The organism is Geodermatophilus sp. URMC 65, assembly GCF_053502545.1.
The window spans coordinates 1338039-1358890 of sequence record NZ_CP199954.1; the positions used below are offsets into that span (position 1 = coordinate 1338039).

General features: G+C 73.9%; 20 protein-coding genes. 16 read left to right on the top strand and 4 right to left on the bottom strand.

The features are described from left to right. Positions 1–2 precede the first annotated feature (2 nt). Positions 3–554, bottom strand: coding sequence for an isopentenyl-diphosphate Delta-isomerase (idi, locus tag ACWIX7_RS06380; RefSeq protein WP_448620712.1), 552 nt, complete (start codon positions 552–554; stop codon positions 3–5). Positions 555–786: 232 nt separating this feature from the next. Between idi and ACWIX7_RS06385 the strand changes: the two genes are divergently transcribed. Continuing rightward, on the top strand, positions 787–1620 hold the full coding sequence (locus ACWIX7_RS06385) for an alpha/beta fold hydrolase (protein ID WP_448620713.1): 834 nt from the start codon (positions 787–789) through the stop codon (positions 1618–1620). Here the strand turns inward: ACWIX7_RS06385 and ACWIX7_RS06390 are convergent. Then, the gene (locus ACWIX7_RS06390; RefSeq protein ID WP_448620714.1) at positions 1592–2083 is read right to left on the bottom strand and encodes a hypothetical protein; all 492 of its coding nucleotides are present in this window, start codon (positions 2081–2083) and stop codon (positions 1592–1594) included. The genes ACWIX7_RS06385 and ACWIX7_RS06390 overlap by 29 nt on opposite strands. Positions 2084–2124: 41 nt before the next feature. Between ACWIX7_RS06390 and ACWIX7_RS06395 the strand changes: the two genes are divergently transcribed. The 10 genes from ACWIX7_RS06395 (at position 2125) to ACWIX7_RS06440 (ending at position 14810) form a co-directional block, all read left to right on the top strand. Further along, positions 2125–4101 carry a primary-amine oxidase gene (locus tag ACWIX7_RS06395; protein ID WP_448620715.1) on the top strand — a complete coding sequence of 659 codons (1977 nt, stop codon included), beginning with the start codon at positions 2125–2127 and terminating at the stop codon, positions 4099–4101. Beyond that, positions 4094–5539, top strand: a complete 1446-nt coding sequence (locus tag ACWIX7_RS06400; protein ID WP_448620716.1) for an APC family permease — start codon at positions 4094–4096, stop codon at positions 5537–5539. The genes ACWIX7_RS06395 and ACWIX7_RS06400 overlap by 8 nt, the downstream gene beginning before the upstream one ends. A gap of 74 nt (positions 5540–5613) precedes the next feature. Beyond that, positions 5614–6207 carry a TetR/AcrR family transcriptional regulator gene (locus tag ACWIX7_RS06405; RefSeq protein ID WP_448620717.1) on the top strand — a complete coding sequence of 198 codons (594 nt, stop codon included), beginning with the start codon at positions 5614–5616 and terminating at the stop codon, positions 6205–6207. A 368-nt stretch (positions 6208–6575) separates the two neighbouring features. Further along, positions 6576–7538, top strand: coding sequence for an MBL fold metallo-hydrolase (locus ACWIX7_RS06410; protein ID WP_448620718.1), 963 nt, complete (start codon positions 6576–6578; stop codon positions 7536–7538). Between the two features lie 8 nt (positions 7539–7546). Further along, positions 7547–9199: an FAD-dependent monooxygenase gene (locus ACWIX7_RS06415; RefSeq protein WP_448620719.1), complete on the top strand. Its 1653-nt coding sequence runs from the start codon at positions 7547–7549 to the stop codon at positions 9197–9199. A gap of 16 nt (positions 9200–9215) precedes the next feature. Next, entirely contained in the window at positions 9216–10418 is a 1203-nt protein-coding gene (locus tag ACWIX7_RS06420) for a cupin domain-containing protein (protein ID WP_448620720.1), read from the top strand. Between the two features lie 29 nt (positions 10419–10447). Continuing rightward, entirely contained in the window at positions 10448–11281 is an 834-nt protein-coding gene (locus ACWIX7_RS06425) for a hypothetical protein (protein WP_448620721.1), read from the top strand. Then, positions 11278–12480 carry a fumarylacetoacetase gene (gene fahA / locus ACWIX7_RS06430; RefSeq protein ID WP_448620722.1) on the top strand — a complete coding sequence of 401 codons (1203 nt, stop codon included), beginning with the start codon at positions 11278–11280 and terminating at the stop codon, positions 12478–12480. The genes ACWIX7_RS06425 and fahA overlap by 4 nt, the downstream gene beginning before the upstream one ends. A gap of 64 nt (positions 12481–12544) precedes the next feature. Further along, positions 12545–13993 carry an aldehyde dehydrogenase family protein gene (locus ACWIX7_RS06435; protein ID WP_448620723.1) on the top strand — a complete coding sequence of 483 codons (1449 nt, stop codon included), beginning with the start codon at positions 12545–12547 and terminating at the stop codon, positions 13991–13993. A 124-nt stretch (positions 13994–14117) separates the two neighbouring features. Next, the gene (locus tag ACWIX7_RS06440) at positions 14118–14810 is read left to right on the top strand and encodes an IclR family transcriptional regulator (protein ID WP_448620724.1); all 693 of its coding nucleotides are present in this window, start codon (positions 14118–14120) and stop codon (positions 14808–14810) included. A gap of 164 nt (positions 14811–14974) precedes the next feature. Here the strand turns inward: ACWIX7_RS06440 and hppD are convergent, their stop codons facing one another. Then, positions 14975–16180 (bottom strand): 4-hydroxyphenylpyruvate dioxygenase, encoded by a 1206-nt coding sequence (gene hppD / locus ACWIX7_RS06445; RefSeq protein ID WP_448620725.1) that lies wholly within the window; start codon positions 16178–16180, stop codon positions 14975–14977. A gap of 167 nt (positions 16181–16347) precedes the next feature. Here hppD and ACWIX7_RS06450 point away from each other — a divergent pair, with 167 nt between their 5' ends. The 4 genes from ACWIX7_RS06450 to ACWIX7_RS06465 all read left to right on the top strand — a co-directional run bounded on the left by ACWIX7_RS06450 (position 16348) and on the right by ACWIX7_RS06465 (position 19511). Beyond that, positions 16348–16893, top strand: coding sequence for an Lrp/AsnC family transcriptional regulator (locus tag ACWIX7_RS06450; RefSeq protein WP_448620726.1), 546 nt, complete (start codon positions 16348–16350; stop codon positions 16891–16893). Positions 16894–17065: 172 nt separating this feature from the next. After that, a complete protein-coding gene (locus ACWIX7_RS06455) occupies positions 17066–17320 on the top strand; it encodes a hypothetical protein (protein WP_448620727.1) in 255 nt (84 codons plus the stop codon). Further along, positions 17317–18174: a 3-hydroxyacyl-CoA dehydrogenase family protein gene (locus ACWIX7_RS06460; protein ID WP_448620728.1), complete on the top strand. Its 858-nt coding sequence runs from the start codon at positions 17317–17319 to the stop codon at positions 18172–18174. The genes ACWIX7_RS06455 and ACWIX7_RS06460 overlap by 4 nt, the downstream gene beginning before the upstream one ends. Positions 18175–18188: 14 nt before the next feature. Next, positions 18189–19511 carry a cytochrome P450 gene (locus ACWIX7_RS06465; protein ID WP_448620729.1) on the top strand — a complete coding sequence of 441 codons (1323 nt, stop codon included), beginning with the start codon at positions 18189–18191 and terminating at the stop codon, positions 19509–19511. Here ACWIX7_RS06465 and ACWIX7_RS06470 read toward each other — a convergent pair. Continuing rightward, positions 19465–20052 carry a TetR/AcrR family transcriptional regulator gene (locus ACWIX7_RS06470; protein ID WP_448620730.1) on the bottom strand — a complete coding sequence of 196 codons (588 nt, stop codon included), beginning with the start codon at positions 20050–20052 and terminating at the stop codon, positions 19465–19467. The two genes, ACWIX7_RS06465 and ACWIX7_RS06470, sit on opposite strands and share 47 nt — an antisense overlap. 152 nt (positions 20053–20204) lie before the next feature. On the opposite strand from ACWIX7_RS06470, the gene ACWIX7_RS06475 reads away from it, so the two are divergent. Further along, positions 20205–20834, top strand: a complete 630-nt coding sequence (locus ACWIX7_RS06475) for an FMN-dependent NADH-azoreductase (protein ID WP_448620731.1) — start codon at positions 20205–20207, stop codon at positions 20832–20834. Positions 20835–20852: the final 18 nt, after the last annotated feature.

Here is a 20852-nt window from a genome sequence, read left to right on the forward strand (position 1 = left end):
GGTCAGCCGACCGGGACCAGCCCCGCCTCCTCGATGAGGCGGGCCTGCTCGCGGCACCACGGCGACCACGCGTCGCCGTCGTCGGACTCCTGGCGCTTCCGGAACGTCGCCCAGTCCAGCAGCTCCCACTGGCCGACCTCGTCCGGGTCCGGCGCGGGGGTGCCGGCGAAGCCGCCGAGGTAGACGGGGCAGATCTCGTTCTCCACGACGCCACGGAACTCCGCGCGGTAGCGGTAGCCGGGCAGCGCCGGGCGCAGCTGGCCGACCTGCACGCCCAGCTCGAACGCGGCGCGACGGGCGATCGCGGCCGCGTCGTCCTCACCGGGGCCGGGGTGCCCGCAGACGGTGTTGGTCCACATGCCCGGGAACGTCTGCTTCCCCTCGGCGCGGCGGGTGACCAGCAGCCGGCCGGCGTCGTCGAAGAGGTACGCCGAGAAGGCCCGGTGCAGCGGCGTCTCGCCGTGGTGCACCAGCGGCTTGGGCATCGTGCCGATCGCCGTCCCGTCGTCGTCGAGCAGGACGATGAGCTCCTCGGGTGCCGTCACCCTGTCCATTGTCGTCCTACCGGACTCCCACCGCGGCCAGGAGCCGTCCCCCGGCCTGCGCTGAGCCCACACGGCGCCTCGTCGCGGGAGCCTCCGGCCCCCACCCCTACCGCCCCACACCGCCGTCCTCACCGTCTGGTCGCCGTCCTCGTGCTGCAGGGCGAGGACGGTGACCGCGGGGTGAGGACGGCGCGCCGATGGCCGACTGGCGGAGCCCGGGCCGGGCGGGCACGGTCGGCAGGTGGACAGCTTCACGCGCGACGGTCTGGTCTTCGACGTCCGGGACGGCGGCCCTGCGGACGGCGCCCCCGTCGTCCTGCTGCACGGCTTCCCGCAGGACGCCACCGCGTTCACCACCGTCGCCGACCGGCTGCACACCGCAGGGCTGCGCACCCTTTCCCCCGACCAGCGCGGCTACTCCCCCGGCGCCCGTCCGTCCGGGCGCGCGGCCTATCGGATGCGGGAGCTGACCGCCGACGTCCTGGCGCTGCTCGACGCCGCCGAGCTCGGCAGCGCGCACGTCGTCGGGCACGACTGGGGCGGCATCGTCGGGTGGGCGCTGGCGGCCTGGCACCCGGAGCGGGTCCGCACGCTCAGCGCGCTGTCGGTGCCGCACCCGGCGGCGATGGCCAGGGCGTTCGTCACCAGCGACCAGGCACTGCGCTCGTGGTACATGGGGCTGTTCCAGCTGCCGGTGCTGCCCGAGCGGCTGCTGCTGGCCGGGGACGGCGCGGGGCTGCGCCGGATGTTGCTGATCAGCGGCCTGTCGCGCGAGCTGGCCGAGCACTACGTGCGGCGGATGCAGGAGCCGGGCGCACTGTCCACGGCCCTGGCCTGGTACCGCGCGCTGCCCCTGGACGCCCGCGACCCGGTCGGCACGGTGCGCGTGCCGACGCTGCACGTGTGGAGCACCCGCGACGCCGCACTCGGTCGCACCGCCACCGAGCAGAGCCGGCGGTTCGTCGACGCCCCCTACCGGCTCGAGGTGCTCGAGGGCGTTCCCCACTTCATCCCCGAGCTGGCGCCCGACCGGGTCGCCGAGCTGGTCACCGAGCACGTCCGCGCGCACGGCTGACCGGCCGACCGGCGGCGGCTGACCCCGCCGCCGGGGACGCCGCCAGGACCAGCCCGGTGACGGCCAGGCCCAGCCCCAGGACGGGGCCGACGACGAGGGCCGCGCCGAGGGCGGTCCCACCGGTCGCCGTCCCTGCGTGGTGGCCGCCCCCCGAGGCGGCGGACAGCAGCGGGTGCCCGCCGAGCATGGCGGCCGAGACGAGGGCCATCTGCGCCCACGCCCGCCGCCGCGGCAGCAGCGCGAGGTGCATCGCGCACGGCAGGCAGCCCATGGCCATCACCAGCAGCGCCACGACGTGGAGCGACGACGGCGTCGGCCCCGACGCCAGGGTCAGCACGTGCACCGCGGCCGAGGCCAGGGCGACCAGGACGGCGCACCACCGGACCGCCGCGTAGCCACGCCCGCCGTTCGACTTTGAAACAGCCTCTTCACATATCGGGAGGACGTTTGTAACCTGGCTCACGCAGTCTTTCTACACCCGTAGAATCAAAAGAGGGAGCCCCCATGGCCTCACCCGTCACCGCCCCGCCGGCCACCACCCATCCCCTCGAGCAGCTGAGCGCCGACGACGTCTCCGCCGCGCGCGAGGTCCTCGACGCCGCCGGCCTGGTCGGCGGGTCGACCCGGTTCGTCTACGTCGGGCTGGAGGAGCCGCCGAAGTCGGCGCTCTACGGCACCGACGCGGTCCCCGACCGCCGGGTGCGGGTGCTGCTGCACGACGTCGCACGGCCGAACGGGCGGGACGTGGTCGTCTCGGTGACCGAGCGGGCGATCGTCTCCGACCGCGTGCTGGACGCCGCGACCGACGGTCAGCTGCCGGTGCTCGACGAGGAGTTCGCCCTGGTCGAGGAGGTGCTGGCGACCGACGAGCGGTGGCTGGCGGCGCTCGCGGCGCGCGACCTCGACGTCGCGGACGTGCGGGTCGCTCCCCTGTCGGCCGGTGTCTTCGAGTACCCGGAGGAGGAGGGCCGCCGGATCCTGCGCGGGTTGGCCTTCCGGCAGGACCACCCGGAGGACCACCCCTGGGCCCACCCGGTCGACGGCCTCGTCGCCTACGTCGACGTCATGGCCAGGACCGTCGACCAGGTGATCGACCTGGGCCCCGTGCCGATCCCCGAGGAGCACGGCAACTTCACCGACCCGGACCTGACCGGACCGCTGCGCACCACGCAGAAGCCGATCGAGATCACCCAGCCGGAGGGCCCCAGCTTCACCCTCGACGGCAACCTGCTCACCTGGGAGGGCTGGCAGCTGCGCGTCGGCTTCGACGCCCGCGAGGGGCTGACCCTGCACCAGGTCGGCTTCGTCGACGGCGGCCGGCTGCGGCCGATCATCCACCGGGCCTCGATCGCCGAGATGGTCGTGCCCTACGCCGACCCGTCCCCCGTGCGGTCGTGGCAGAACTACTTCGACACCGGCGAGTACCTGGTGGGCCGCTACGCCAACGCCCTGGAGCTGGGCTGCGACTGCCTGGGCGACATCACCTACATGGACGCCGTCATCGCCGACGAGCGCGGCAACCCCCAGGTGCTGCGCAACGCCATCTGCATGCACGAGGAGGACGTCGGCGTCCTCTGGAAGCACACCGACCTGTGGGCGGGCTCCTCGGAGACCCGGCGGCAGCGCCGGATGGTGATCAGCTTCTTCACCACCATCGGCAACTACGACTACGGCTTCTACTGGTACCTCTACCTCGACGGCACCATCGGCTTCGAGGTCAAGGCCACCGGGATCGTCTTCACCTCCGCCCACCCCGGGAACGGCTACCCGTACGCGTCCGAGATCGCCCCCGGCCTCGGCGCGCCGTTCCACCAGCACCTGTTCAGCGCACGGCTGGACATGGTGCTCGACGGCCCCACCAACACGGTCGAGGAACTGGACTTCGTCCGGGTCCCGATGGGCCCGGACAACCCGCGCGGCAACGCCTTCGCCCAGCGGCGGACGACGCTGCGCCGGGAGTCCGAGGCCCAGCGGATGGCCGACCAGGGCGTCGGGCGGATCTGGCACATCAGCAACCCGAACAGCCGCAACCGCCTGGGCGAGCCGGTCGCCTACGCGCTGCTGCCGGAGGGGCAGCCGGCGCTGCTGGCCGACCCGGACAGCTCCATCTCGCGGCGGGCCACCTTCGCCACCAAGCACCTGTGGGTCACCGCCTACGACCCGGCCGAGCGCTACGCGGCCGGTGACTTCGTCAACCAGCACAAGGGCGGCGCCGGCCTGCCGGAGTACGCCGCCGCCGACCGCGACCTCGAGGGAACCGACGTCGTCGTCTGGCACACCTTCGGCCTGACGCACGTGCCGCGACCCGAGGACTGGCCGATCATGCCGGTCGACCACACCGGCTTCCGGCTCAAGCCGGTCGGCTTCTTCGACCGCAACCCCACGCTCGACGTCCCCCCGAACGCCAGCGCCCACTGCCGCAGCCGGGCAGCGGGCACCGTCACCGGCACCGCGACCCAGGACGGGTGCTGCCATGAGTGAGCTCTCCCCCGCCGCGCCGGCCACGGCCGCACCCCCCGCCGACGACGCGGGCGGTCGCGGGCTGCGCGGGTCGATCGGCGTCGTCGGCATCGTGTTCCTGGTCGTCGCCGCGGCCGCACCGCTCACCGCGATCGGCGGCGCGCTCCCGGTCATGCTCGCCATCGGCAACGGCGCCGGGAACCCGATGGCCTACGTCGTCGCGGCCGTCGTCCTCCTGCTCTTCAGCGTCGGGTACGCGGCGATGAGCCGGCACGTCGTCGACGCGGGCGCCTTCTACGCCTACGTCAGCAAGGGCCTCGGGACGCCGGTCGGCGTCGGTGCCGCTGGGCTGGCGCTGCTCACCTACACCGCGATCCAGGCGGCGATCTACGGGCTGGCCGGCGCCACGGCCCAGGGCCTGTCCACCCAGTACGGCGGTCCCGACCTGCCGTGGTGGGTGTGGGCCTTCCTGCTCATGGCCGTCGTCGGGTTGCTCGGCTACCGCAACATCGACGTGGGGACCAAGGTGCTCGGGGTCCTGCTCACCCTCGAGATCGGGGTCATCGCCGTGGTGGCCGGAGCCGTGCTCGCCCAGGGTGGCGCCGACGGCATCGACGTCCGGTCGTTCACCCCGTCGGCGTTCTTCTCCGGCGCGCCCGGGATCAGCATCATGTTCGCGGTCGCGTCGTTCATCGGCTTCGAGGCCACCGCCATCTACGGCGAGGAGGCGCGCAACCCCCGCCGGACGGTGCCCCTGGCCACGTACCTGGCGGTCGTGCTGATCGGCGCCTTCTACGCCCTCTCCAGCTGGGCCATCGTGCTGGCGTTCGGGTCCGACGGCGTGGTGGCTGCCGCGCAGGCCGACACCGCGGGCCTGGTCTTCACGGCGGCCGCCGAGTACGTCAGCCCGGTCGTCGCCGACGTCATGCTCGTCCTCCTCCTGACCAGTCTCTTCGCCGCCCTGCTGGCGTTCCACAACGCCATCTCGCGGTACCTGTTCGCGCTGGGCCGGCAGGGCACGGCACCCGACGTGCTCGGCCGGACGCACGTCCGGCACGCCTCTCCGCACGTCGGCTCGCTGGCGCAGACGGGGACGGCGTTCGTGGTGGTCGCCGTGTTCGCCGTCGCCGGCTCGGACCCGGTGCTGCAGCTGTTCACCTGGATGTCGGGCCTGGCGACGGTGAGCATCCTGCTGCTCATGGTCCTGACCAGCGTGGCCGTCCTGGCGTTCTTCGCCCGCAGCCGGGTCGACCGCCGCGCCTGGCACACCCGGGTCGCACCGGCCCTGGGCACGCTGGGACTGCTCGGGGTCGTCGGGCTGGTGCTGGCCAACTTCACGACGCTGATCAGCGGGGACGCCGTCCTGGCCACCGTGCTGCTCACCGTCATCGCCGCCGCCTTCGCCCTCGGCGTGGTCGTGGCCCTCGTCCGCAGACCCCGCCGGACCCCCGGAGGGTGAGGACCGGTCCCCGGCCCACACCCCCGCCCCCTCGTCGTCCAGACTGGAACGGACGACGAGGGGACGGGAGTCCGGTGCCGAAGCTGGTGGACCACGAGGCCAAGCGGCGCGAGATCCTCGAGGTGACCTGGCGGCTCATGGCCACCCGGGGCGCGGACGCCGCGACCATGCGGGAGATCGCGCGGGAGGCCGGCTACGCCAACGGCGCACTGGCCTACTACTTCGCCAGCAAGGACGCGCTCATCGAGGCGGCCTTCGGCTACGTCTTCGACCGCACCAACGAGCGGATCCGGGCCGCGGTCGAGGGCGAGCGGGGTGTGGCGGCCCTGCGCGCCTTCCTCGTGGAGGTGCTGCCCACCACGGAGCTCACCCTGCTCGAGGCGCGGATCGTGCTGCCGTTCTGGAGCCGGACGGTCGCCGACGAACGGCTCGCCCGCCTCAGCGACGACGCCATGCAGACCTGGCGCCGGGACGTCTGCGGCCTGCTCGCCGAAGGGCGGGAGGACGGCGACGTCACGGTGGACACGGCGGACGACGTCCTCGCCGAGCAGCTGCTCGCGATGGCGATGGGGCTCCAGGTCCTGGCCACGCTCCCCGAGGCCCCGACACCGGCGGCGACCCAGCTTGCGATGCTCGACACGTTCCTGGCGGGACTCTCCGCCCGCTGACGGGCTACCGCGCCAGGGGACGGAGGAGAGCGCGCAGTCGCTCCAGGCCCGCCCGTGCGGCCGCCGGGTCCTCGAGGCACACCTGCTGAACACCAGTCCGTCGACGGCGGCGAACACCAGGTGCACCAGAGCGTCGTCCGCGGCGATCCCGGCAGCCTCCAGTTCGGTCCGGGGCGTCAGCGAGGTCGTCTCGATCGACATGGCCTGGATGCCTGTCACCTGACCCCCGGCGCCCGGGGCCGCCTCGCCGGCGGCCTCGGGCGCTGTCGTCCCACCCCCTTGTGTCGGGCACCACAGCGCCCTATCCTCGAACCAGTAAGAGAACAGTTCATTCGTATTTCGAACAGCCGCAGACCTGGAGTCCCCCCATGGCAGCCAAGCCCTTCGCCTCCTCCGCCGACCTCGGCGTCAAGGAACAGACCCTCGAGGTGCTCGCCGACGGCGTGTACGCCCTGACCGCGGAGGGCGACCCCAACCTGGGCGCCATCGAGGGCGAGGACTTCCTCGTCTGCTTTGAGGCGCTGGCCACCCCGGTCGCCGCCCGCCGCTGGCTGGCCAAGCTGCGCGAGCACACCGACAAGCCGGTCCGCTACCTGGTGCTCAGCCACTACCACGCCGTCCGCGTCCTGGGCGCGAGCGCCTTCGATGCCGAGGTGATCGTCAGCTCCGAGCAGACCAAGCACCTCATCGAGGAGCGCGGCCAGCAGGACTGGGAGAGCGAGTACGGCCGGATGCCGCGGCTGTTCGAGGAGCCGGAGTCCATCCCCGGCCTGACCTGGCCGACCATGACCTTCCGCGACAAGCTGACCATCGAGCTCGGCGGCGACCGCGGCGAGCTGGTCCTGGAGTTCCTCGGCCGCGGGCACACCGAGGGCGACATCGTCGCCTGGCTGCCCAAGCAGGAGATCGTCTTCGCCGGCGACCTCGTCGAGTCGCAAGCCGCGCTCTACACCGGCGACGCGTTCCACTTCGACTGGGCCGCCGGGACCCTCGACCGGGTCAAGGCCCTCGGGGCGCGGCAGCTGGTCGGTGGCCGCGGGAGGATCGCGCGCGGCCGCGACGAGGTCGACGCCGCCATCGAGCAGACCCGCGACTTCCTGCTCACCATGCAGCGCACCGTCGGCGACGTGCACCGCGCCGGCGGCACCCTCAAGCAGGCCTTCGAGGCCACCCACACCGCACTGGCCCCGAAGTACGGCCGGTGGCCGATCTTCGAGCACTGCCTGCCCTTCGACGTCTCCCGGCTGTGGGACGAGTTCTCCGGCACCGAGCGCCCCGTCATCTGGACCGCCGAGCGCGACCGCGCCGTGTGGGACCAGCTGCAGGGATGAGGCCCCCCATGACGCAGGACCTGCCCGTGCTGGTCCTGGGCGCCGGTCCGGTCGGCCAGACCACCGCGCTCCTCCTGGCCCGCTGGGGTCTGCGCGTCGTCGTCCTCGACGGCCGGCCCGAGCGCGACGTGATCGGCAGCAAGGCGATCTGCCAGCAGCGCGACGTCCTCGACGTCTGGGACGCCGTCGGCGTCGGCGCGGAGGTCGCCCGCCGCGGGGTCACCTGGACCACCGCCCGCACCTTCCACCGCGACTCCGAGCTGTTCAGCTTCCAGTTCGCCGACCGCGGCAAGTCCCCGTTCCCGCCGTTCGTCAACATCTCGCAGTGCGAGACCGAGCGGCTGCTCGACGAGCGCATCGCCGCCGAGCCCCTGATCGAGGTGCGCTGGGGCCACCGGGTCACCGGCATCGCGCAGGACGACACGGGGGTGACGGTCACCTGCACGACGGCGGACGGCGAGGTCCCCCTGCGCGGGTCGTACGCCGTCGCCTGCGCGGGCCCCCGCAGCGACGCCCTGCGGTCGGCCCTCGGGCTCTCCTTCGACGGCGAGACCTTCGACGACCACTTCCTCATCTGCGACATCCGCACCGACCTGCCCGGCTGGGAGACCGAGCGCCGGTTCTACTTCGACCCGGAGTGGAACCCCGGCCGCCAGGTGCTGATCCACCCCTGCCCGGACTCGACTTTCCGCATCGACTGGCAGGTCCCGCCGGACTTCGACCTGGCCGCCGAGGAGGCCTCCGGTGGCCTCGACCGCCGGATCCGCCAGGTCATCGGCGACCGCCCCTACGAGGTCGTGTGGAAGTCGGTCTACCGCTTCCACTCCCGGGTGGTCGACCGCATGCGGGTCGGCCGGGTGCTGGTCGCCGGCGACGCCGCACACCTGGTCTCCCCCTTCGGCGCCCGCGGCCTCAACTCCGGGGTGCTCGACGCGGAGAACGCCGCCTGGAAGGTCGCCTTCGTGCTCCGCGGGTGGGCGCCGGAGTCGCTGCTGGACAGCTACCACGACGAGCGGCACGCCGCGGCGCTGGAGAACATCGAGGTCACCGGGGCGACCATGCGGTTCCTGGTGCCCGGCACCGAGGAGGAGGCCCGCCGTCGCCTCGACGTCCTGGAGCGCGCCGCCACCGACCCGGAGGCCCGGGCCCAGGTCGACTCCGGCCGGCTGGCCGAGCCGTTCTGGTACGTCGACTCGCCGCTGACCACGCCGGACCCGGCGCGCCCGTTCCCGGGCCGTCCGGCCCGCGGCGACGTCCCCGTGCCCGCCCCGGGTGTCCTGGTGCCCGACTGCCCGGTCACCGTGCCCGGCCGGCCGGACGTCGTCCGGCTGCGCCAGCTCGCCCGCTCAGGGGTCACGGTCCTCCTCGGCGACGACGCCGCACCACCGCACCTGCCCGGCCTCGGCGACCTGCCGGTCGCCGTGCACCGCATCCGCGACCTCGACCCGGGGCCGACCCTGCGCGAGGCACTGGGCGCCCGGCCCGACGAGGTCTGGGTACTCCGCCCGGACGGTCACGTCGCCGCCGTCCTCACCCGCACCGCCGACGTCGCCCCCGCGGTGGCCCGGCTGCTCGCCCGGGAAGGACCCCCTTGCCCCCCACCGCTCGCACACTCGCGGCGGGCCCCTGCAAGGGGGCCGGCCCCGGTAGCCCGAATCTGAAGGAAGGGAATCCCTGATGGCGTTCTACCGGCAGGTGGGCGAGGTCCCACCCAAGCGGCACACCCAGTTCCGCCGTCCCGACGGCGGCCTCTACTACGAGGAGCTGGTCGGCGAGGAGGGCTTCTCCTCGGACTCCTCGCTGCTCTACCACCGCGGCGTCCCGTCGGCGATCGTCGACGCCCGCCCGTGGGAGCTGCCCGACCAGAGCCTGACCCCGAACGCGCCGCTGGTGCCGCGGCACCTGAAGTTGCACGACCTCTTCCCGGGTGAGGAGCACAAGGCCGTCGACGCGGTGACCGGCCGCCGGCTGGTGCTCGGCAACGGCGACGTGCGCATCTCCTACGCGGTGTCCTCGCTGCCGAGCCCGTACTACCGCAACGCCACCGGCGACGAGTGCGTCTACGTCGAGCGGGGCGCGGCCACCGTGGAGACGGTGTTCGGCGCGCTGCAGGTCGGGCAGGGCGACTACGTGGTCATCCCGCGGACCACCACGCACCGGTGGATCCCGACCGGTGCCGAGCCGCTGCGCACCTACGCGATCGAGGCGAACTCGCACATCGCCCCGCCCAAGCGCTACCTGTCGAAGTACGGGCAGTTCCTCGAGCACGCCCCGTACTGCGAGCGGGACCTGCGCGGGCCGGCCGAGCCGCTGCTGGCCGAGGGCACCGACGTCGAGGTCTACGTCAAGCACCGCGGCAACGGCCCCGGCGGACTGGCCGGCACGGTGCACGTCGTCCCGGAGCACCCGTTCGACGTCGTCGGCTGGGACGGCCACCTCTACCCGTACGCGTTCAACATCGCCGACTACGAGCCGATCACCGGCCGGGTGCACCAGCCGCCGCCCGTGCACCAGGTCTTCGAGGGCGCCAACTTCGTGATCTGCAACTTCGTGCCGCGGAAGGTCGACTACCACCCGCTCGCGGTGCCGGTGCCCTACTACCACTCCAACGTCGACAGCGACGAGATCATGTTCTACGTCGACGGGGACTACGAGGCCCGCAAGGGTTCGGGCATCGGCAAGGGCTCGATCTCGGTGCACCCCGGCGGGCACTCGCACGGCCCGCAGCCCGGGGCCGTGGAGCGCTCCCTCGGCGCGGAGTACTTCGACGAGCTCGCCGTCATGGTCGACACCTTCCGGCCGCTGGACCTCGGCGAGGCCGGCATCGCCGTCGACGACGGGAAGTACGCCTGGACCTGGTCCGGGCGGGGTCCCGCGTGACCGAGCTCGCGAGGTCACCTCGGCACGGCATGAGGTCGCTGTTCACCGGCCTGTTCGACGACGCGGCGCTGTTCCCGCCCGGGGACGCACCGATGGCCGCCGCCGTCCCGGCGCACCGGGAGCTGCGGGCGAGGCTGGGCGACCTGGTCGGGCCGTTCGTCGTCCCCGCCGCCCGCCTCGGCGAGCTCGAGGAGCACCTCGGGGACGGCGAGCCGTTCGGGGTCTCGCTGATCGCGGCGGCCGGCGACCTGCCGGCCGCCGCGGCCCGGGTCACCGCCGCTCCCGGGCTGACCCTGGCCGCGGTCGAGGTCCCGGTCGCCACCGACGCCGCGACGGCGCGCGAGGCGGTTCGCGTCCTCGACGACGTCCTGCCCGCCGAGGTGCCCGCGGCGGTCGAGCTGCCCCGCAGCCCCACCCGGGACGAGGTGCTCGACGTCCTCGCCGGGACCGGCCACCGCGCCAAGCTGCGCACCGGCGGCCTGCGCGCCGCGCTGTTCCCCTCCCCGGAGGAGCTCGCCGCGACCCTGGCCGCCTGCGTCGCCCGCGGTGTGGCGCTCAAGTGCACCGCCGGACTGCACCACGCGATGCGGCACACCGACCCGGCCACCGGCTTCGAGCACCACGGCTTCCTCAACGTCCTGCTGGCGGTCGACGCGCTCATCACGCAGACGTCGACGCCGACCGCCTGGCTGATCGAGACCGACCCCGCTGCGGTGGTTTCCGCACTGCAGACATGGCCGGCGGAGCGTGTCGCCCGAGCTCGAGCCGTCTTCACCTCCTTCGGCACCTGCAGCGTGCTCGAGCCCGTCAACGACCTGGTCGCCCTCGGCCTGCTGCCCGCACCGGAACGGATCCCCGCATGAGCACCTGGCTCGACCTGCCCGCCGGCACCGGCTTCGGGCCGGACAACCTGCCCTACGGCGTTTTCTCGACCGAGCCCGACGGCCCCCGACGGGTCGGCGTCGCCATCGGCGAGCACGTCCTCGACGTCTCGCGGCTGGACGTCCCGGCCGCCGACGCGCTGGCCACCGGCTCGCTCAACGCACTGATGTCCCGTGGGCGGACGACGTGGGACGCCCTGCACGCCCGGCTGCAGGAGCTGCTCGCCGACCCGGCGCACCGCGCCGCCGTCCAGCCGAACCTGCTGCCGCGCGAGGCTGTGACGCTGCACCTGCCGGTCGAGATCGCCGACTACGTCGACTTCTACAGCTCCCAGCACCACGCGGAGAACCTCGGGCGGATGTTCCGCCCGGACTCGGAGCCGCTGACGCCGAACTGGAAGCACCTGCCGATCGGCTACCACGGCCGCGCGGGCACGGTGCAGGTCTCCGGGACACCGGTGGTCCGGCCGAACGGTCAGCGCAAGGCGCCGACCGACGACGCGCCCACCTTCGGCCCCTCGCAGCGGCTGGACATCGAGGCCGAGGTCGGCTTCGTCGTCGGCACGCCCTCCGAGCTCGGCCGCCCGGTGCCGCTGTCGGCGTTCCCGGAGCACGTCTTCGGGGTCTGCCTGGTCAACGACTGGTCGGCCCGGGACCTGCAGGCCTGGGAGTACGTGCCGCTGGGCCCCTTCCTCGGCAAGTCCTTCCTCACCTCGGTGTCGCCCTGGGTCGTGCCGCTGGCGGCGCTCGAGGCCGCGCGCGTGACGCCGCCGGCCAGGCAGCCGCAGCCGCTGCCCTACCTCGACGACACCGGCGAACCGTGGGGGCTGGACCTCACGCTGGAGGTGCGGCTCAACGGCGAGCTCGTCAGCTGCCCGCCGTTCGGCTCGCTGTACTGGACCCCGGCCCAGCAGCTGGCGCACATGACCGTCAACGGCGCCAGCCTGCGCACCGGCGACCTCTACGCGTCGGGCACCGTCTCCGGCCCGCAGCGGGACCAGCGTGGCTCGTTCATCGAGCTGTCCTGGGGCGGCACGGAACCCCTGACGCTGTCGGACGGGTCGACGCGCACGTTCCTCGAGGACGGCGACGTCGTGACGATCACCGCCACCGCACCGGGGCCGGACGGGACACGCATCGCCTTCGGCGAGGTCACCGGTCGGGTCGAGCCGACCCCGTGAGCGCGCCTTCCTCCATCGCAGTGCCGCACGGCACAGACCCCTCCCCGACCCACGAAGGACCACGATGACCACCCCCACCGTGACCGAGCCCGTGACCACCACGCCGGAGACGCCGACGTACGAGAGCCTGCTGGCCGGCGTCACCGCCCCCGACGGCCGCGAGGTCCTCGACCCGGCGACGGGTGAGGTCGTGGGTCGCGTCGCCCTCGGGTCGCCCGAGGACCTCGATCGCGCCGTGGCCCGTGCCCGCGCCGCGCAGCCGGGCTGGGCCGCCCGCGCCGACTCCGAGCGCATCGACCTCCTGCTGCGTGCCGCCGACGCCGTCGAGGCAGCGGCCGAGCCGCTCGCCGAGCTGCTCTCCCGCGAGCAGGGCAAGCCGCTCAACGGCCCCAACGCCCGCTTCGAGGTGGGCGCCTGCGCGGCCTGGCTGCGCGCCACCGCCGCCACCGAGCTGCCGGTCGAGACCGTGGTCGACGACGGGGAGACCCGCGCCGAGCTGCACTACCGCCCCGTCGGCGTCGTCGGCGCGATCGGGCCGTGGAACTGGCCGATGATGATCACCGTCTGGCAGGTCGCCCCCGCCCTGCGCATGGGCAACACCGTGGTGGTCAAGCCCTCGGAGCACACCCCGCTGAGCGTGCTGGCGCTGGTACGGGTGCTCGACAGCGTGCTCCCGGCCGACGTGCTGACCGCCGTGGCCGGCGAGGGGGACGTGGGCGCGCGCCTGTCCGGCCACCCGGACGTCGACAAGCTGGTGTTCACCGGCTCGACCGCCACCGGGCAGGCCATCATCCGCAGCTCGGCCGACACCGTGAAGCGGCTGACCCTCGAGCTCGGCGGCAACGACGCCGGCATCGTCCTGCCCGACGTCGACCCCCGCGCCATCGCGGAGGGCCTGTTCTGGGGCGCCTTCATCAACACCGGCCAGACGTGTGCGGCGCTCAAGCGCCTGTACGTGCACAGCGACGTGTACGACGAGATCTGCGCGGCGCTGGCCGACGTCGCGCGGGCCATGCCCATGGGCCGCGGGCTCGACGAGCAGAACGTGCTCGGCCCGCTGCAGAACCGCGCGCAGTACGAGATCGTCGCCCGCCTGGTCGACGCCGCGCGCGAGTCCGGCGCGAAGATCCTCGTCGGCGGCGACCCCGACCCCGACGCCCCGGGGTACTTCTACCCGGCCACGCTGGTGGCGGACGTGGACGACGACAACCCGCTGGTGGCCGAGGAGCAGTTCGGCCCCGCGCTGCCCATCGTGCGCTACGACGACGTCGACCGGGCCGTGGCGATGGCCAACCGGCTCGACGTCGGCCTCGGCGCCTCGGTGTGGAGCAGCGACCGGGACGCGGCGCGCGCCGTGGCCGCCCGGCTCGAGGCCGGCACCGTCTGGATCAACTCCCACGGCGGCGTGCACCCGATGATCCCGTTCGGCGGGGTCAAGAAGTCCGGGTACGGGCTGGAGTTCGGCGTCGAGGGCCTGAAGGCGGTGGCCGTGCCGCAGGTGATCAACGGCTGAGCACCGCCGGGGACGCGGCGCCGCCCGGCGCGCCGGGCGGCGCCGCTCCCGTGCTCCTGGCCGGCCCGGCGCCCGCCGAGGGCGACCGTAGGGTGGGAGGGCACGGTGCACCGAGAGGACGGCGATGGCCGAAGGCAACGGCGGGGGCACGCCCCAGTCGCAGACGCTGGACCGGGGTCTGCGCATCCTCGAGCACCTGGCCGCCGTCGGCAGCCCCCAACCGATCGCCGAGATCGGCTCGGCGCTGGGGCTGCACCGGTCGATCACCTACCGCCTGCTGCGGACGCTGGAGGACCACCAGCTCGTCGAGCGGGACCCGGCCGGTCACTACCGGCTCGGCCTGGGGATGCTCGGCCTGGCCCGGGGCGTGCGGACCGATCTGCAGTCCGCCGCGCTGCCCCGGCTCGACGCCCTGGTCGCGGAGCTGCGCATGACGGCGTTCCTGGTCGTCCGGGCCGGTGACGAGGCGGTGACCGTCTCGAGCGTCGAACCGCACGACTCCCCGGCGCACGTGGTGTACCGGCCGGGCATCCGGCACCCGGTGGGCCGGGGCGCACCCGGCCTCGCCCTGCTCATGCCCGAGGCCGCCTCGCCCGACGACCGCGAGGCACTCCGCGAGGCCCGCCGGGTCGGGTGGGCCAGCTCGCACGGCGAGGTCATCCCCGGCGTCCGGTCGATCGCCGCACCCGTGCTCGGGCCCGACGGGGGTGCCCGCGCCGCGCTGGCGGTCGTCTTCGTCGACGAGGGCGCGGACACCGAGCGGATCGGCCGGGCCGTCGTCCGCTCCGCGCAGCAGGTCGGCGCCGCGCTGCGCTGAGGGAGGACCACCCTCCTCCCACGCCTCGTAGGAGGACCCCGTCCTCCGCACCCCTCGCACGCTCGGGGCGGGGCCCGGGACAGGGGTCGGCGGGACCCTGGAGGCTGGCCGTTCCAGCACGCCACCAGGCTCGCGGCGGGAGACCACAGGGGCCGCCCTCACGGTCAGAAGTTGCCGCGCCGCGCCTGCTCCCGCTCGATCGCCTCGAACAGCGCCTTGAAGTTGCCCTTCCCGAAGCCGAGCGAGCCGTGTCGCTCGATCAGCTCGAAGAAGACCGTGGGCCGGTCGCCGATCGGCCGGGTGAAGATCTGCAGCAGGTAGCCGTCCTCGTCCCGGTCGACGAGGATGCCGCGCCGCTGCAGCTCCTCGACCGGTACCCGCACGGTGCCGATGCGGGCCCGCAGCTCGGGGTCCTCGTAGTAGGAGTCCGGGGTGGGGAGGAACTCGATCCCCTCGGCGGTCATCGCGTCGACGGTCGCGAGGATGTCGTTGGTCGCCAGCGCCACGTGCTGGGCGCCGGGGCCGCCGTAGAACTCGAGGTACTCGTCGATCTGCGACTTCTTCTTGCCCATGGCCGGCTCGTTCAGCGGGAACTTGACCCGGTGGTTGCCGTTGCTGACGACCTTGCTCATCAGCGCCGAGTAGTCGGTGGCGATGTCGTCACCGATGAACTCGGCCATGTTGGTGAAGCCCATGACCCGGTTGTAGAAGTCGACCCAGCGGTCCATGGCGCCGAGCTCGACGTTGCCCACCACGTGGTCCACCGCCTGGAACAGCCGCTTCGGCCGGCCGGGGCGCGGCTGGTGGGACGAGGTCCGGGCCACGAACCCCGGCAGGTACGGGCCGGTGTACCGGGAGCGGTCGACCAGCGTGTGCCGGGTGTCGCCGTAGGTGGCGATGGCGGCCAGCCGGACGGTGCCGTGCTCGTCGCCGAGGTCGTGCGGTTCCTCGAGGACCGTCGCGCCCTGCGCCCGCGCGTGCGCGATGCACCGGTCGACGTCGGGCACCGAGAGCGCGACGTCGAGGATGCCGTCGCCGTGCCGGCGGTGGTGGTCGGCCAGCGGGCTGGCCGGGTCGTAGGCGCCCGTCACGACGAACCGGGCCGCACCCGACCGCAGCACGTAGGCGCGGTGGTCGCGGTTGCCGGTCTCCGGGCCGGAGTAGGCGACCAGCTCCATGCCGAGGGCCGACTGGTAGAAGTGCGCGGCCTGCGTGGCGTTGCCGACGACCCACACGAGCGCGTCCCAGCCGGAGACGGGGAACGGGTCGTCGGAGGCGTCGTACTCGACGAGCCCGACCAGCTGCCGGAGCTGGTCGAGGTCGAGCTGCGCGAGGCGCTCGTCGTCGTTGAGGGTCTGCTCGAGGCTCATGCCGGGCTCCTCCTCCGGACGTCCGTCGGTGTCGCCTGCACCACACACCGCGGGTCGGCACTGCGCAACCAGGGCCGGTGTTCCTGCCCGCGCTGTCCACCCGGGCCAGCGGGACCAGCCCTAAGCTGCGCAGGGTGCACAGCTCAAGGTATCGGGGGGCGGACAGGATGACCGACGGCCGGGGACTCGACGCGCTCGACGTGGCGCTGCTGAGCGCGCTGCAGGACTCCCCTCGGGCGGGAGACCTGGAGCTGTCCCGGCTCACCGGGGTCGCCCGCGGCACCGTGACGGCTCGGCTGCGGCGGCTGGAGGAGACGGGCGTGGTCCGCGGCTACGGGCCCGACGTCGACGTGCGCGCGGCGGGCTTCGGCGTGCAGGCCTTCGTGACGCTGGAGATCGCCCAGGGCGCGATCGACGCCGTGCGGCGCGACCTCGAGGAGATCCCCGGCGTCCTCGAGGCGCACTCCACCACCGGCAGCGGCGACGTGCTGTGCCGGGTCGCCGCCGTCTCGCACGAGGCCCTGCAGCAGGTCCTCGTCGATCTGGACCGGTCCTCGGCGGTGGTGCGCTCGACCAGCATCGTGGCGCTCTCCGAGCTCGTCCGGTGGCGGACCCGGCCACTGCTGGAGTCCGGAGCCGCACCGGGCGCCGGCCGGTCCGGCATGCGGCGGACGGCGGACCCCCGGGACGGCGGCGATCCCGCGAGTTCCTGACCAGACGAGAGGCCCCGACCGTGACCTGCGGTCGGGACCCGCGTGGCGGCCGTCGCGCGCCTGCCCTCCTGGGGCGAAGGCTTGCCCCGGCCGCCGGGCGTCCGTCAGACTGGCGACTGATTAACTGAACGCTTGGTCGGGAAATCGTGTCTGACGCGTCCGAGGAGTGCCGATGTCCCACGGGTCCACCGAGGTCCACCCGGTCGACGGGGTCCGCACCCCGCAGGGCCGGTACGGGGGCGCCCTGGCCGCCGTCGAGGAGGTGGTCCTCGACGCCGCCGACCGGGCCGGCGAGGACGACCGCGACGTCGCCCGGCTGCCGGTGACCCTGCTCGGACGACTGGAGCGCGAGGGCGGCCGGCGCGGCCCGGCCACCCTGTGCGTGGGCGTCGGACAGGGCGTCGCGATGCTCGTGGAGAAGGCATGAGCACCGCCGTCCCGACCCGGGTGGGCGTCATCGGCGGCGGCCGCATGGGCGCCGGCATCGCGCAGGTGTTCCTCGCCGCCGGCGCGCACGTCGCCGTCGTGGAGGCCGGTGGGCAGGCCGCGGAGGCCGCCCGCGGGCGCGTGGCCGACGGGCTGGCGGAGGCCGCCCGCCGCGGCAAGCTGGACGGGGACGTCGAGACCGTCCTCGGCCGGCTGACCCTGCTCGAGACCCCCGCCGGCCTCGGCCGGGACACCGACCTGGTGATCGAGGCCGTCCCCGAGCGGGCCGACCTGAAGGCCGAGGTGCTCGGCGCGGCGGCGGCCGCTGGTCCCGCCGCCGTGCTGGCCACCAACACCAGCTCGCTGTCGGTGACGGAACTCGCCGCGGCGCTGGAGCGCCCCTCGCGCCTCCTCGGGATGCACTTCTTCAACCCGGTGCCGGCGTCGAAGCTCGTCGAGCTCGTCGTCACGCCGGAGACCGACCCGGTGCTGGTCGACGCCGCCCGCGGCTGGGTGGGCGCCCTCGGCAAGACCGGCATCGTCGTGCGGGACTCCCCCGGCTTCGCCTCCTCGCGGCTGGGCGTGCTGCTGGGCCTGGAGGCCATCCGGATGCTCGAGGAGGGCGTCGCCGACGCCGAGGCCATCGACACCGCGATGGAACTGGGCTACCGCCACCCGATGGGCCCGCTGCGGTCCACCGACCTGGTCGGCCTGGACGTGCGGCTGGCGATCGCCGAGTACCTGCACCGGACCCTCGGCGAGCGGTTCGCCCCACCGCAGCTGCTCCGCGACAAGGTCGCCGCGGGCGAGCTGGGCCGCAAGACCGGGCGCGGGTTCCACACCTACGAGAGCTGAGAGGACCCGAGCCGGTGGACACCGCGGCCCTCGTCGACCCGGCCACCTACGAGGACGGGCCGCCGTTCGACGTGCTGCGCCGGCTGCGCGCCGAGGCGCCGGTGACCTGGGTCGAGGAGCCCGCCCTGCACGGCCAGCCGGCCGGGCCGGGGTTCTGGCTGGTGCTGCGGCACCCCGACGTGGAGCGGGTGCTCCGGGACCCGGCGACGTTCTCCTCGTGGCTGGGCGCGACACAGGTCCGCGACGCCGCCGACCTCGCCTGGGTCCGCCGGATGATGCTCAACACGGACCCGCCGGACCACTCCCGGCTCCGGCGGCTGCTCACCCGGTCGTTCACGCCGCGGGCGGTGGCCGCGCTGACCGGGGCGATCGAGACGACGGCGGCCCGGCTGGTGGACCAGATGGCGGGCGGCGCCGCCGAGGGCCGGTGCGACTTCGCCAAGGACGTGGCCGCGGACCTGCCGCTGCTCACCCTCGCCGACGTCCTGGGCGTGCCGGCCGAGGACCGCTGGCTGATGTTCGACTGGTCGAACCGGGTGATCGGCTGGCAGGACCCCGACTACGCCACCTCCGCGGCCTTCGACGGCACCGGCGGGACGGCGATGGCCCGCGCGGCCGTCGCGCTGCGCCCGGCCCCTGGCCCGGACGGCCGGATGCCCGACCCGCGCACCCGCGCCGGCATGCCCGACCTCTACGCCTACGCCCGGCTGCTGGCCGAGGAGAAGCGTCGCTCCCCCGGCGGCGACGTGATGTCGATCCTGCTGGCCCAGGTGGACGAGGACGGCGGCCAGGTCAGCGACGAGGAGTTCGAGAACATGTTCTGGCTCTTCGCCGTGGCCGGGAACGAGACCCTGCGCAACGGCCTGCCCGGTGGGCTGATCGCGCTCCTGCAGCACCCCCACCAGCTGGCCGCGGTGCGTGCCGACCCGGCCCTGCTGCCCGGCGCGGTCGAGGAGATGCTGCGCTGGTGGACGCCGGTGATGGTCTTCCGCCGCACCGCCACGACCGACGTCGAGCTCTCCGGTGTGCGCATCCGGGCCGGCGACAAGGTCGTCGTCTCCTTCACCTCGGCCAACCGGGACGAGTCGGTGTTCGCCGAGCCCGATCGCTTCGACGTCCGCCGCTCCCCCAACCCGCACCTGACCTTCGGGCACGGGCCGCACTTCTGCCTCGGTGCGCAGCTGGCACGGGTCCAGATGCGTGCGCTGTTCGCCGAGCTGCTGCGTCGCACCGGTGCGCTGGAGCTGGACGGGCCGCCGGTGCTGCTGCGCTCGAACTTCCAGCGCGGGGTCAAGCGCCTGCCCATCCGCTGGGTCGGGGCTGCGCCAGCGCGCTGACCACTGCGGCCAGGGACCCGGCCAGGCCCTCGGCGTCCCGCTCCTCGTCCTCCCGCCAGTGGCGGACCTGCTCGGCGGAGAGGGCGGCCAGCAGGACGTCGGCGCGCAGGTCGGCGTCCGAGGCCCCGGCCCGGTCCAGCAGGTAGCGGCAGTGCTGGCGCCAGAAGGCGTGCGCGCCGGTGCGCAGCCGAGCCCCCGGGGCAGCCGTCTCCGACAGCAGCACCAGGTCCAGGTGCCGCTCGAGGAACCGGAGGTAGGCCTGGACGAACGCGACCAACCGGGGCACCGGGTCGGCACCGGGGCCGAGCGGCGGAGGGCCGGCCAGCATCAGCTTCTGCAGCTCGCGCTCGCGCTCGTCGAGCAGCGCGACCGCCAGGCCGCCCTTGTCGGTGAACCGCCGGTACAGCGTCCCCTTCCCCACTCCGGCAGCGGCGGCGACGTCGTCCATGGTCACGCCGCCGACGCCCCGCTCGGCGAACAGCCGCTCCGCGGCGGCCAGGACCCGGAGCCGGTTGCGGGCGGCGTCGGCGCGCTCCCGCACGACCGGTGCACCGATAACCGGCAGCTCCACGCGACCGGAGGCGTTCGCCGGCGTTGACGAAGCGGACTGCGGTCCGCTACCTTCGGAGGACATAATCGGACTCTAGTCCACATCGGCGCGCGGTTCCCGCGCTGCTCCCGAGGAGGTCCCCCGTGTCCACCTTCCTGCACATCTCCGCCTCGCCGCGCGGTGCCGAGTCGGTCTCCCTGCAGATCGCCGGCGCCTTCGTCGAGACCTACCGCGACACCCATCCCGACGCGGTCGTCGACACCTGGGACCTGTGGGACGGGACGCTGCCGGAGTTCGGGCCCGCAGCGGCGGCCGCGAAGATGACCGTCTTCGGCGGCGGCGCTCCCCAGGGCGCCCAGGCCGCCGCCTGGCGAGCCGCGGCGGACACCTTCCACCGCTTCGCCGCCGCCGACCGGCTGCTGTTCAGCGTGCCGATGTGGAACGCCGGGGTGCCCTACGTCCTCAAGCAGTTCATCGACGTGGTCTCCCAGCCCGGGATGGTCTTCGGCGTCGACCCGGTCACCGGCTACCGTCACCTGCTCGCGGGCACGGGGAAGCGCGCCGCCGTCGTCTACACCAGCGCCGTGTGGGGCCCGGCCCTGGGCCCGGAGTTCGGCCGCGACTTCCAGTCCACGTACGTCAACGACTGGCTCGCCTGGACCGGCATCACCGACATCAGCGAGATCCGCCACCACCCCACCCTGACCGGCGACGCCGAGGAGTCGCGCCAGGCGGCGATGGCAGCGGCCCGCGACATCGCCAAGGTCTTCTGAGGAACGGGGCTCGGGAGC